The sequence below is a fragment of the Subtercola vilae genome (assembly GCF_004923255.1).
GTDB classification, from domain to species: domain Bacteria; phylum Actinomycetota; class Actinomycetes; order Actinomycetales; family Microbacteriaceae; genus Subtercola; species Subtercola vilae.
Map to the genome: position 1 here is coordinate 173,929 of NZ_QYRT01000002.1, position 12,129 is coordinate 186,057.

Consider the following 12,129-nt stretch of genomic DNA (forward strand, 5'->3'; position numbering starts at 1 on the left):
TCATCAGGCGCGACGCGAAGCCTGTTCGCGAAGAAACTCGGCGGCGCTCAGGCGGTGCGTTCGCCCCGGAATCATCGCCGCAGTGAGACCCGCCACCCACCCGTCGAGTTCGGCGTTCAGCGCGCCGGAGAGAGCGACCAGTGTCGAGAGACTCGGGTTGGTCTGCCCCCGTTCGACCTTGCCCACGTTGGTGACGTGCATCTCGGCGAGGTCGGCGAGATCTTCTTGGCTCAGGCCCAGCTGCTGACGGGTGGCACGGATGCGCTCCCCTACGATGCGGGCGGCCTCAGAGTGTTCGAGCATTACTCATGACTATCGGCTGCCCGGAGTGCAGACCAGAGCGTGGGCGCGGGCAGCGCGGAGGGATGAGGCGTGTGCGCTGTGTCGGTCTGCGTTGCGTGGCGTTGCGTTGCGTTGCGCTGCGTTGCGCTCCATCGTGACGGCCCCTGCGGCCCGTGGCGGGCGTTCGGGTGTGTGCGCCGACCGCTGTCAGCCGCGGCGGGCACGCTCGCGCAGAAACTCGGCGGCCGTCAGCGTGTGCGTTCGCCCAGGAATCATGGCGGTCGTCAGCCCCGACGTCCAGTCGCCCACATTCGCGTTGAGCGCCCCGGCGAGCGAGATCAGCGTGGTCAGGCTCGGGTTCGACTGCCCCCGCTCGATCTTGCCCACGTTCGTCACGTGCATCTCCGCGAGTACGGCCACGTCTTCCTGGCTCAGCCCGAGCTTCTGGCGGGTGGCGCGAACGCGCTCCCCCACGATGCGGGCGGCTTCAGAGTATTCGGGCATACCTCATGACTACGTGACCACGCCTTTTGCTACCAGAGTGTAAGCATCCGATGCTTTCAGACCTCACGATTGTGTACCAGATGCGCTCAAGCGTCGAACCCGATCAGATGTGACCTGCCTTCTCCATCTGGCGGAGCTCGTGCTTCATGTCTCCCAGTTCGTCGCGCAGCCGCGCTGCCAGTTCGAACTTGAGTTCGGCAGCGGCGGTCATCATCTGGTCATTCAGGTCGGCGATGAGCGTCTCGAGTTCATTCGCGCCCGCGGCGGCGATGCCCTCCCGGCGCAGGTTCGGGGTGGGGCTCCGCTTTTTGCTGTTGCGCCCGGCCAGCAGTTCGGCCGTGTCGGCGCCTTCGCGCGTGAGCATCTCGGTGATGTCGGCGATGCGTTTACGGAGCGGTTGCGGGTCGACGCCGCGCTCGAGGTTGTAGGCAACCTGCTTCTCGCGGCGCCGGCTGGTCTCGTCGATGGCGCGGGTCATCGAGTCGGTCATCACGTCGGCGTACATGATCACCTGGCCCGACACGTTTCGTGCGGCCCGGCCGATGGTCTGGATGAGCGACGTCGACGAGCGCAGGAACCCCTCTTTGTCAGCGTCAAGAATGGCCACGAGCGACACTTCGGGCAGGTCGAGGCCCTCTCGCAGCAGGTTGATGCCCACGAGCACGTCGTAGACGCCTGCTCGAAGCTCGGTGAGCAGCTCGACGCGACGCAGTGTGTCGACGTCGGAGTGCAGGTACCGCACGCGCACGCCGTGCTCGCCCATGAAGTCGGTGAGCTCTTCGGCCATCTTCTTCGTCAGCGTGGTGACGAGAATGCGCTCGTCTTTCGCCACGCGAATACGAATCTCCTCGAGCAGGTCGTCGATCTGCCCCTTCGAGGGCTTCACGATGATCTCGGGGTCGATCAGCCCGGTGGGCCGGATGATCTGCTCGACCACCCCGTCGGCGATGCCCATCTCGTATTTTCCCGGCGTCGCAGAGAGGTAGACCTTCTGGCCCACCCGGTCGTTGAACTCGTTCCACCGCAGCGGACGGTTGTCGAGCGCGCTCGGCAGCCGGAAGCCGTGCTCAACGAGTGTGCGCTTGCGCGACGAGTCGCCCTCGTACATGGCACCGATCTGCGGCACCGTGACGTGCGATTCGTCGATCACGACGAGAAAGTCGTCGGGAAAGTAGTCGAGCAGGCAGTGTGGAGCCTCGCCGGGCTGGCGCCCGTCGATGTGCCGCGAATAGTTCTCGATACCGGAGGTGAAACCGATCTGCTGCATCATCTCGAGGTCGAAGGTGGTGCGCATGCGCAGCCGCTGGGCTTCGAGCAGCTTGCCCTCGCGTTCGAGCTGCGTGAGGCGCTGGGCGAGCTCTTCTTGAATGGTGCCGATGGCCCGGTGCATGACCTCGGTGTCGGCCACGTAGTGCGAGCCGGGGAAGACCGAGATCGAATCCATCTTGCGCACGATGTCGCCCGTGAGAGGGTGCAGCGTGTAGAGCGCCTCGATCTCGTCGCCGAACATCTCGATGCGTATCGCGAGCTCTTCGTACATGGGGATGATCTCGATGGTGTCGCCGCGCACCCGAAAGTTGCCGCGCGAGAAGTCGATGTCGTTGCGCTGATACTGCATGGAGATGAACTTACGGATGAGCCAGTCGCGGTCGACCTTCTGGCCCACCTGCAACGCCATCATGGCGTTCATGTACTGCTCGGGTTGGCCGAGGCCGTAGATGCACGACACAGTGGAGACCACGATGACGTCGCGCCGGCTCAGCAGTGAGTTGGTGGTGGAGTGTCGCAGCCGCTCAACCTCTGAGTTGATCGAGCTGTCTTTCTCGATGAATGTATCGGTCTGCGGAACGTACGCCTCTGGCTGGTAGTAGTCGTAGTACGACACGAAGTACTCGACCGCGTTGTTCGGCATGAGCTCGCGAAACTCGTTCGCGAGCTGGGCCGCCAGGGTCTTGTTGTGCGCCAGAACCAGTGTGGGCCGCTGTACGGCTTCGATGAGCCACGCCGTGGTCGCCGACTTGCCGGTACCGGTCGCACCGAGCAGCACGACATCGGTCTCGCCGGCGTTGATGCGCGCGGTCAGTTCGGCGATCGCCGTGGGCTGGTCGCCGCTGGGCGTGTAGTCACTGATGACTTCAAACGGGCGAACAGAGCGGGTGGGTTCCATGCAATAAGTTTACGTAGGGCCACTGACACTGCTCCCCTTCCGGGCCCGATTACGCCCAGCAAGAAAGCCCTAAGGTGAAGCCATGAGAATCGGAATTCTGACAAGCGGCGGCGACTGCCCCGGCCTCAACGCGGTCATCCGGGGCATTGTGCTCAAGGGCACGGAGATCAACGGCCAGGAGTTCGTGGGGTTCAAGGGCGGTTGGCGCGGTGTGGTCAACTCCGATCTCATCGAACTCGGCCGCTCGAACGTGCGCGGCATCGCCAAAGAGGGTGGCACCATTCTGGGCACCTCCCGCACGAACCCGTTCGAGGGCGAAGGCGGCGCTGAGCGCATCCAGCAGAATCTCGAACGCGAGGGAATCGACGCCGTCATCGCCATCGGTGGCGAGGGCACCCTCGCTGCGGCCAAACGGCTGACGGATGCTGGGCTGAAGATCGTCGGAGTACCGAAGACCATCGACAACGACCTTGACGCCACCGACTACACCTTCGGCTTCGACACGGCCGTTCAGATCGCCACCGACGCGATGGATCGCCTGCGCACCACCGGCGATTCTCACAGCCGCTGCATGGTGGCCGAGGTCATGGGCCGGCACGTCGGCTGGATCGCGCTGCACTCCGGCATGGCCGCGGGTGCCCATGCCATTCTCATTCCTGAGCAGAAGACCACCATGGAGCAGATCCGTTCCTGGGTCGAGAGCGCCAACGCGCGCGGTCGCGCGCCGCTCGTGGTGGTGGCCGAGGGTTTCGTGCCCGGTGAGACGGATGACGCGCACTCCGAGCGCGGGCTCGACGCCTTCGGGCGTCCCCGCCTCGGCGGTATCGGCGAACGGCTCGCCCCCATGATCGAAGAGATGACCGGTATCGAGACGCGGGCCACCACGCTCGGCCACATTCAGCGCGGCGGGGTGCCGAGCGCCTACGACCGCGTGCTCGCTACCCGCCTCGGCATGGCCGCGAGTGATTCGGTGCTCGAGGAGCGCTGGGGGCAGATGGTTGCGCTTCGCGCAACCGACATCGTGAACGTGGGCTTCGAAGAGGCCCTCGGCAAGCTCAAGGTCGTGCCCCAGCACCGCTACGACGAGGCTGCGTTGCTCTTCGGCTGAGCATCTTCGCCGTCGTCGCCTTCTGTCTCCCCAATTCAGTTTGTGGGGAGCGCGGTGGGCTCGGCGGGGCAGCTTAGGCTTTGGCCTCTGCTTGAGCGCGCAGGGTGAGCCAGAGGGCGTCGGCGCGGGTGAGGGTGTCGGCGAGCGTACCGGTGGAGTCGATGACGATGTCGGCGATGGCAAGGCGTTCGGCCTCGGACACTTGCGACGCTATGCGCCGTTCGGCGTCAGAACGCGACATCCCGCGGTGCGTGATGAGGCGGTCGATGCGCAGTTCATCGGGGGCGCTCACCACGATCACCTGTTCGAAGGGGTGCGGAAGCTTGCCTTCGACGAGCAGCGGAACGTCGTACACGATGATGGCGTCGGGGTCGGCCGCTTCGGCCTCGGCGATGCGTTCACGAGTGAGCTGCTGAACGGCTGGGTGAACGATGGCGTTCAGCTTGACGAGCTGTTCGGGGTGCCCGAAGACGGCGGCGCCGAGGGATGCCCGGTCGAGCGACCCGTCGGGCAGCACGAGCTGCTCACCGAAGGTGTTCGCGATGTTCTGTAGGGCATCCGTGCCCGGCTCGACAACCTCGCGCGCCAGCTGGTCGGCGTCGATGCGAACGGCCCCGTGCTCGGCGAGGCGTTTCGCGACGGTGGACTTGCCTGAGGCGATGCCGCCGGTGAGCGCTACGAGATACACGACTTCATGCTACCCGCCCGCCTAAAGCTGCCTTGACGGCGAACGGCCGCCCTCCCGAAGGAGAGCGGCCGAACGAGGTAATGCAGAGAAACTAGTTGTTCGAGCTCAGCTTCTCGCGAAGCGCGGCGAGCGTCTCGTCGTCGGCGAGGGTGCCGGCTCCGGTCGACTCGCTGGAGAACGACGAGCCCGAGGGAACGCCTGAGGCGTCGAGCGGGGTCTCTTCGTTCGAGGTTGCAACCTGCTTCTTGTGGGCTTCCCAGCGAGCCTGGGCTGCAGCGTAGTCCTGCTCCCACTTCTCGCGCTGGCTGTCGAAGCCTTCGCGCCACTCGTTGGTCTCCGGGTCGAAGCCTTCGGGGTACTTGTAGTTGCCCTGGTCGTCGTACTCGGTGAGCATGCCGTAAAGGGCCGGGTCGAACTCGGTACCTTCGGGGTCGACGCCCTCGTTGGCCTGCTTGAGGCTCAGCGAGATGCGGCGACGCTCGAGGTCGATGTCGATGACCTTGACGAACACGTCGTCGCCGACCGAGACAACCTGCTCGGCGAGTTCGACGTGCTTGCCCGACAGCTCGGAGATGTGCACGAGGCCCTCGATGCCCTCTGCAACGCGAACGAACGCGCCGAAGGGAACAAGCTTGGTGACCTTACCCGGTGCAACCTGGCCGATGGCGTGGGTGCGGGCGAAGACCTGCCACGGGTCTTCCTGCGTCGCCTTGAGCGACAGGGAGACACGTTCGCGCTCGAGGTCGACCTCGAGGATCTCGACGGTGACCTCCTGGCCAACCTCGACAACCTCTGAAGCGTGCTCGATGTGCTTCCACGACAGCTCGGAGACGTGAACGAGACCGTCGACGCCGCCGAGGTCGACGAACGCACCGAAGTTGACGATCGACGAAACGACACCCTTGCGAACCTGACCCTTTTGGAGGTTGTTCAGGAACGTGGTGCGGCTCTCCGACTGCGTCTGCTCGAGCAGCGCGCGGCGGCTCAGAACGACGTTGTTGCGGTTCTTGTCGAGCTCGAGGATCTTCGCTTCGATCTCCTGGCCGAGGTACGGCGTGAGGTCACGAACGCGGCGCAGCTCGATGAGCGATGCCGGCAGGAAGCCGCGAAGGCCGATGTCGACGATGAGCCCGCCCTTGACGACCTCGATGACCGAACCGGTGACAACACCGTCGGCGTCTTTGATCTTCTCGACGTCGCCCCATGCACGCTCGTACTGAGCGCGCTTCTTCGACAGGATGAGGCGGCCTTCTTTGTCTTCTTTCTGAAGAACAAGAGCCTCGACCAGGTCGCCGACCTTCACGACATCAGTCGGGTCGACATCATGCTTGATGGAAAGTTCGCGCGAGGGAATGACACCCTCGGTCTTGTAACCGACGTCGAGGAGAACCTCGTCGCGGTCAATCTTTACAACGGTGCCTTCGATGAGGTCTCCGTCGTTGAAGAACTTCAGTGTCTTCTCGACCGCGGCAAGAAAGTCTTCAGCAGACCCGATGTCGTTAACGGCTACCTGCTTGGGTGCCCTGTCGGTCGTTACGATTGTCATGTAGTAGTTGCTCCAGTATGGACATATATCAGGCTGTGCAGCAGAAAACTCATCCGAGTGAAGCTTCACCCGGAGAGAGTTCGTGAGCGCACGGCAATGGATGTTTGACGCAAATTGCGCCAATCAATCTTAGCCCCGCGATTCTGCCTCAAGCAACCCGATAGAAAGACCCGTCGGGCGCACCTCGACGCAGAGACGGGACGGGTTCACTTCTCGAAGGCGGCCACGAGGGTATCGAGACCCACGCCGCCGAGGTCGAGGGCGCGGCGATGGAACTCGCGGATGTCGAATGCCGAGCCCTGTCGGGCGCGGTAGTCGTCGCGCAGCTGCTCCCAGATGCGCTGGCCCACCTTGTAGGCGGGTGCCTGGCCCGGCCAACCGAGGTAGCGGTTCACTTCGAAACGAACGAATCCGTCATTCATGTTGACGTTGGCGCGCAGAAACTCGAGCGCATACTCCGCATCCCACACGCCGGAGCCGTCGAGGCGTGGCTTGCCGAGGTGCACTCCGATGTCGAGTACCACCCGGGCGGCCCGCAGGCGCTGGCCGTCGAGCATGCCGAACCGATCTGCCGGGTTGTCGAGGTACCCGAGTTCTTGCATGAGCCGTTCGGCATAGAGCGCCCAGCCTTCTGCGTGGCCGGAGGTGCCGGCCAGCTGGCGGCGCCAGGTGTTCAGCTTGGCGCGGTTGTAGACGGCCTGGCCGATCTGCAGGTGGTGCCCGGGAACACCCTCGTGGTAGACGGTGGTCAATTCACGCCAGGTGTCGAACTCGGTGACCCCTTCGGGCACCGACCACCACATACGGCCCGGCCGGGAGAAATCGTCGGTGGGGCCGGTGTAGTAGATGCCGCCCTCGCTGGTGGGAGCGATCATGCACTCGATCGCCCTGATCTCGGCGGGAATGTCGAATTGGCTCCCCGAGAGCTCGGCGATGGCACGGTCGCTGGTCTCCTGCATCCACTGCTGCAGCGCGGCGGTGCCATGCAGCTTCTGCGATGGGTCGGCGTCGAGGTGGGCGATCGTCTCGAGCACAGACGCACCGGGCAGAATCTCGCGGGCAATGGCCTCTTGTTCGCTCACCATGCGCCGCAACTCTTCAATGCCCCACTCGTAGGTCTCGTCGAGGTCGACCGTGGCGCCGAGGAACTTGCGCGATTCGAGGGCGTAGATCTCCCGCCCGACCGCGTCGTGCTCGGTGGCGGCGGGCATCAGCTCGGTTGTCAGGAACTCGGCGAAGCGATCGTAGGCTGCGGAAGCGACCTCGGCCCCGTGGGTGAGCTGCCTGACGAGGGTGTCGGGCAGGGCATCCGGAGCAGGCGACCCGGAGCTGGGAGGCTGCTGGGCTGACGAAGACGACTGTGTCGACGAGGGCGACCGCGACGCATCGGGATTTGAGGCAGAGCGCACGAGGTTGTGGAAGAAGCCACTCTCGCCGACATTCTTCTTGGCCTGCAGCAGCACTTCGCGCACTTGTCGCCGGGCGGGTGTGACGCCCGATCGGATGCCCTCGCGGAGGGTCTCGATGTAGCCGTCGAGCGCGGTGCCCACGCCCGAAAGACGGAGGCCCACGACCTCCCAGTCGTCGGCGCTGTCGGTGGGCATGAGGTCGTAGACCTCGCGGATCTCCTGCGACGGCGACTCGATGACGTTGAGGTTGCGGAGCTGCAGGCGTGCCTCAGAGCTCTCGAGGGCCAGGCGTAGAGAGCTGCCGAGGTCGGCCTGCGTGACGACATCGATGTCGTCGACCGCCGTGTGCGCCTCGAGCTCACGCAGTGTGCTGCGCACGGCCGCGGCGTAGGCCTCGTGGCCAGCGGGCGAGTAGTCGCCGTAACGATCGTTGGCCTCGTTGCGGCCGATGTAGGTGCCCACCGCGGGTTCGAGTGCTACCAGGGTGTCGACCCAGCGCTCGGCGACGGCGTCGATGGCGGTGGGGGTGCGCTCGCCCGCGATGGATGCGCCGACGGACGCTGCGGCAGGCCCTGTTGTGGGGAACCCTGATGCGGCGGACTCAGGGACGGGGGCGAAATTGGTGCTCTCGGTCATGGATTCAGCTTATGCCTGGGCCCTGACACGCATCCGCTCGGTACCCAGGCTGTGCACAACTCTCAACGTTGGCCCGCTGTGGAGAACTAGTGCGGGTGCGACGCGGGCTTCGGATGCCCGGGAATCGAATCCCCGCTCATGTTCAGCTCGGCGGGGTCGACTTCGGTGTCGCCGTAGTCGTCGGGGCCACCCGTTCCGGGCAGCACATCGACGTCAGACGCGTCGATGTCGTCGTCGATCGCGGCACTGTCGGAGACGCTCTCGTTCTGCAGAACCTCGGTCTCGGCTTCGCTCTGGGGGTCGTCAGCCCGGTCGAGTGCGGTGAGGTCGCGATCGGAGAGCCCATGCGCCGAATGCTGCTGTGCGGCATCTTTTTCGGCGTGACGGGTTTCGCGGGCTTCTCTCTCGAAAGTCATACTTTGAACCTACGCATTTTGACGACATTGGCAACCCGTTGCACGCATCCGTACGGTCTGTCGATACTGCAGGCATGACAGATGACACGGCGACAGACCCGAAAGTGACTCTCAGGAGCTTTCATTCCGTTGTGAACATGACGGCGTCGCAGCTGGAGAAATGGCTCAGAACCGAGGAATCGAAAGCGGTGGGTCAGAAAAAGGACTCAGGTGGGAAAAAGGACTCAGACGAGTCGGTGGGCCACGCCAGCGGCAGGCGTATCGTTGCCCTCCTGCAGAAGAATCAGTCGGAGTTCACCGACGGCGACTACGAGCACATGACCACAGTGGTGGGCTTCGTTCACCGGCATCTGAAACAGCGCCCGAGCGGCGATGTCACCGACACGCCCTGGCGGTTCTCGCTTATGAACTGGGGTCACGACCCACTGAAGAAGTAGTGCTTTCCGGGTTCCGGATGCTCTGGCAGGCGACTCGCCGCATCGATTGACATATTCGAACATATGTTCGAATATGGGGAGATGCCAGACCTTTCCGTCCTCCTCGCCGAAGCCGCACCCGCGGCCGGTTTGGCGCGGGTGGAGGCAGGCCGGGGCGACTCCGTGCGCGAGCTGCAGGAGCGTATCCGGCAGATGCAGACCACCAAGCTCGAGACGCGACGGCTCGAAACGGTGCCGGCACTGGCTTCGCTGCTGCCCGGTGGGGCGCTTCAGGCCGGCGCGGTGTACTCGGTCGAGCGCTCGCATGCGCTGCTGATGGCTCTGATGGCGGGGCCGTCTGCCGCGGGTGCCTGGTGCGGAGTCGTAGGCATTCCCGACTTCGGCGTTGAAGCCGCTGCGCGCTCGGGTATCGACCTCGAACGGCTGGTGTTGGTGCCGCATCCGGGCGACCAGTGGCTCGCGGTGACATCGGCCATCATCGATGTGGTGAGCGTGGTGGTCACGGTCGCTCCCCCGCGGCTCAGCGATGCCGTGACGGCTCGGTTGGCGGCGCGCATCCGGCAGCGCGAAGCGACGCTCATCGTGTTGGGCGGCTGGGCGCAGAGCGAAGCGACCCTCCGCATCACCGAGAGCACCTGGGGCGGCATCGGCGCCGGGCACGGGCACCTCGCGAGCAGACAGGTCACGGTGAGTTCGAGCGGCAAGTCGCTCTGGGGCCAGAAACGCACGGCCCGGCTGTGGCTGCCGGATGCGTCTGAGCAGATCCGCGAGGTGGGGTCGGCGTCGGGTGGCGGTGCCGGTTCGGGTGGCGGTGCCGGTTCGGGTGGCCACGAACGGGCCGAGCATGGCTTCGCCGAGCACGAATTGGCGGGGTGAGCCGTGCCCCGAACAGAGAAGTCGCGCACCCTGGTGGTGTGGTTTCCCGACTGGCCGGTCAGGGCGCGGGCGCTCATCGAAGACATCCCCACCGACAGCCCCATCGCTTTGATCGAACGGGGCCTGGTGTTCGCCTGTTCGTCGAGCGCTCGGGCCGAAGGTGTTCGGCGGGGCCTTCGCCTTCGCGAAGCGCAGGCCACATGCCCCGACCTGCTGACATTCGAGTACGACTCCGCCCTCGACCACCGCAGTTTCGAGCCGGTGATGAACGCCATCGAAGAGCTCATGCCGGGAGTACAGATGCTCCGCCCCGGAACCTGCGCCCTCGACGCCCGCGGCCCCAGCCGCTACTACGGCGGCGAAAATCAGGTGGCACAGGTGCTGCTGAACACGCTGGCCTCGCTCGAGGTGACGCGGTTGGGTGAAGACGGCGAAGCTGGCGCTGCTGCGAGTGGTGAAACTGCTGCGAACGGCGGCGTTGCCGTTACGACTGATGGCGGCACTGCTGCCGTTGGCGCCTTTGCCGCGCGCATTGCGATCGCCGACGGTCGATTCGCCGCAGAGCGTGCTGTTCGGATGCCGGGGCGGCAGAGCATCCGTATCGTGGCTCCCTCGACCTCGCCCCAATTCCTGGCACCCCAGCCCATCGAACTGATCGGTGACCAAGCGCTGGCCACGCTGCTGCGCCGCCTCGGGCTGACGACGCTCGGCGCCTTCGCTGCCCTCGACTTTCGCGACGTGCGGGCGCGGTTCGGCGAGACCGGGGTGTATGCACACAGTCTCGCCAGCGGTGGTGACCTGCGCCGGGTGACTCCGCGGCTACCACCGCAGCTGCGCGACATCGAGGTCTCGTTCGAACCTCCGCTCGAACTCGTCGACCAGATCACGTTCGCCTTTCGAACGGCAGCAGAGCGGTTCGTCGACGAACTCACCCGGTCGCTTCTGGTGTGCACGAGCATCCGGGTGGAGCTGCACACCGACAACGGGCTGATGCACGAGCGTGGGTGGGGGCATCCGCGCTGGTTCAGTGCAAACGATGTGCTCGACCGCATTCGCTGGCAGGTACAGGGCCGTATGGGTACCGGCAACGGCGCCCTGAAGTCGCCCATCACGAAGGTTCGGGTGCTGCCCGAAGGCCTCGACACGATCGGCAACTACGAGACCGGGTTGTGGGGCAGCACGCCCGACGACCGGGTGCACCACGGGCTGTCGCGGGTGCAGAGCCTGCTCGGGCACGGCGGGGTGGTCACCGCGGTGATCGGCGGGGGGCGCGGCGTGGCCGAACGGCAGATTCTGACTCCGTGGGGTGACCCGGTGGAGGGCACGGCGGCGGCGAGTCGGGTACGGCGTGGGGCTGCGGGCAGTCGGGCAGCAGATGGGGCTGCGACCGTTGCAGGTGGGAGTAGAACAACGGCAGGGCGAGAGACGTTCAAGCCGTGGCCCGGTAGTGTGCCGCTGCCTGCCCCGTCGTCGGTGTTCGAGCGTCCGAGCAGGGTCACTGTGCTCGGGGTGTCGGGCGAAGCCGTGGAGGTCGACGAACGGGGGGCACTGACCGGTGTTCCGAGCCGCTTTGCGCCCGGCGCTGGCGGGGCTGACGGGGCTGGCAGGGCTGGCAACACCAGCGCAGGCACCGCGCCTTCGACCGTCGGGATGACGCGTGCGCCCGTACCGCAGGCCATCACGGCGTGGGCTGGCCCCTGGCCGGTTCACGAGCGTTGGTGGGATCAGGAGCAGGCGCGCTCGTTTCACCGCTTCCAAGTGGTCGACGCCGACGGAACCGCGTGGCTGCTCGCGCTGCACGACAAAACCTGGTGGGCGGAGGCCCGCTATGACTGAGCCGACAGCAACAGCAACAGCAACAGCAACCACACCTCCGTATGCAAACCCAGCAGAGGTGTGCTGATGGGGTTCAACAATCCTGCGATTCCGTGGTCGGAGCTGGAACGCAAGCTGTCGGGGCGAAGGCCCGGCGAGACACCCGAACGCGATGGCGGCGACGGTCCCGCTTTCTCGCGAAAACGCATGCCCTACGTCCCTCCCGCGCCCCCACCCCCCCCCCC

At 65.4% G+C, this 12,129-nt stretch carries 11 protein-coding genes; 4 read left to right on the forward strand and 7 right to left on the reverse strand.

Going from position 1 to position 12,129, the window contains the following annotated elements; translation table 11 throughout:
• Positions 1–3: 3 nt before the first annotated feature.
• From D4765_RS01800 to uvrB, 3 genes are all read right to left on the reverse strand, one after another.
• Complete coding sequence (locus D4765_RS01800; protein WP_136640509.1) at positions 4–303, reverse strand: helix-turn-helix domain-containing protein; 300 nt, start codon at positions 301–303, stop codon at positions 4–6.
• A gap of 186 nt (positions 304–489) precedes the next feature.
• Positions 490–786 (reverse strand): helix-turn-helix domain-containing protein, encoded by a 297-nt coding sequence (locus D4765_RS01805; protein ID WP_136640510.1) that lies wholly within the window; start codon positions 784–786, stop codon positions 490–492.
• Between the two features lie 103 nt (positions 787–889).
• Positions 890–2,953 (reverse strand): excinuclease ABC subunit UvrB, encoded by a 2,064-nt coding sequence (gene uvrB, locus D4765_RS01810; protein ID WP_136640511.1) that lies wholly within the window; start codon positions 2,951–2,953, stop codon positions 890–892.
• Positions 2,954–3,035: 82 nt separating this feature from the next.
• Here uvrB and D4765_RS01815 point away from each other — a divergent pair, with 82 nt between their 5' ends.
• Positions 3,036–4,061 (forward strand): ATP-dependent 6-phosphofructokinase, encoded by a 1,026-nt coding sequence (locus tag D4765_RS01815; protein ID WP_136640512.1) that lies wholly within the window; start codon positions 3,036–3,038, stop codon positions 4,059–4,061.
• 73 nt (positions 4,062–4,134) lie between these two features.
• Here D4765_RS01815 and coaE read toward each other — a convergent pair whose 3' ends face one another.
• The 4 genes from coaE to D4765_RS01835 all read right to left on the reverse strand — a co-directional run bounded on the left by coaE (position 4,135) and on the right by D4765_RS01835 (position 8,756).
• Positions 4,135–4,749, reverse strand: a complete 615-nt coding sequence (gene coaE / locus D4765_RS01820) for a dephospho-CoA kinase (RefSeq protein WP_136640513.1) — start codon at positions 4,747–4,749, stop codon at positions 4,135–4,137.
• Between the two features lie 91 nt (positions 4,750–4,840).
• Positions 4,841–6,295: a 30S ribosomal protein S1 gene (rpsA, locus tag D4765_RS01825; RefSeq protein ID WP_136640514.1), complete on the reverse strand. Its 1,455-nt coding sequence runs from the start codon at positions 6,293–6,295 to the stop codon at positions 4,841–4,843.
• A 206-nt stretch (positions 6,296–6,501) separates the two neighbouring features.
• Positions 6,502–8,340, reverse strand: a complete 1,839-nt coding sequence (locus tag D4765_RS01830) for a DUF885 domain-containing protein (RefSeq protein ID WP_136640515.1) — start codon at positions 8,338–8,340, stop codon at positions 6,502–6,504.
• A gap of 86 nt (positions 8,341–8,426) precedes the next feature.
• A complete protein-coding gene (locus tag D4765_RS01835) occupies positions 8,427–8,756 on the reverse strand; it encodes a hypothetical protein (protein WP_136640516.1) in 330 nt (109 codons plus the stop codon).
• A gap of 74 nt (positions 8,757–8,830) precedes the next feature.
• Here D4765_RS01835 and D4765_RS01840 point away from each other — a divergent pair, with 74 nt between their 5' ends.
• The 3 genes from D4765_RS01840 to D4765_RS01850 all read left to right on the forward strand — a co-directional run bounded on the left by D4765_RS01840 (position 8,831) and on the right by D4765_RS01850 (position 11,905).
• Positions 8,831–9,193 (forward strand): DUF3140 domain-containing protein, encoded by a 363-nt coding sequence (locus D4765_RS01840; protein ID WP_136640517.1) that lies wholly within the window; start codon positions 8,831–8,833, stop codon positions 9,191–9,193.
• Positions 9,194–9,274: 81 nt separating this feature from the next.
• On the forward strand, positions 9,275–10,069 hold the full coding sequence (locus tag D4765_RS01845; protein ID WP_237280206.1) for a hypothetical protein: 795 nt from the start codon (positions 9,275–9,277) through the stop codon (positions 10,067–10,069).
• Between the two features lie 3 nt (positions 10,070–10,072).
• On the forward strand, positions 10,073–11,905 hold the full coding sequence (locus D4765_RS01850; RefSeq protein ID WP_136640518.1) for a DNA polymerase Y family protein: 1,833 nt from the start codon (positions 10,073–10,075) through the stop codon (positions 11,903–11,905).
• The last annotated feature ends 224 nt before the right edge of the window (positions 11,906–12,129 follow it).

Coding starts and splice junctions, on each gene's coding strand:
- D4765_RS01835 (WP_136640516.1), bottom strand. CDS start 8,756: ATGACTTTCGAGAGAGAAGCCCGCGAAACCCGTCACGCCGAAAAAGAT.
- uvrB (WP_136640511.1), bottom strand. CDS start 2,953: ATGGAACCCACCCGCTCTGTTCGCCCGTTTGAAGTCATCAGTGACTAC.
- D4765_RS01805 (WP_136640510.1), bottom strand. CDS start 786: ATGCCCGAATACTCTGAAGCCGCCCGCATCGTGGGGGAGCGCGTTCGC.
- rpsA (WP_136640514.1), bottom strand. CDS start 6,295: ATGACAATCGTAACGACCGACAGGGCACCCAAGCAGGTAGCCGTTAAC.
- D4765_RS01845 (WP_237280206.1), top strand. CDS start 9,275: ATGCCAGACCTTTCCGTCCTCCTCGCCGAAGCCGCACCCGCGGCCGGT.
- D4765_RS01830 (WP_136640515.1), bottom strand. CDS start 8,340: ATGACCGAGAGCACCAATTTCGCCCCCGTCCCTGAGTCCGCCGCATCA.
- D4765_RS01840 (WP_136640517.1), top strand. CDS start 8,831: ATGACAGATGACACGGCGACAGACCCGAAAGTGACTCTCAGGAGCTTT.
- D4765_RS01800 (WP_136640509.1), bottom strand. CDS start 303: ATGCTCGAACACTCTGAGGCCGCCCGCATCGTAGGGGAGCGCATCCGT.
- D4765_RS01815 (WP_136640512.1), top strand. CDS start 3,036: ATGAGAATCGGAATTCTGACAAGCGGCGGCGACTGCCCCGGCCTCAAC.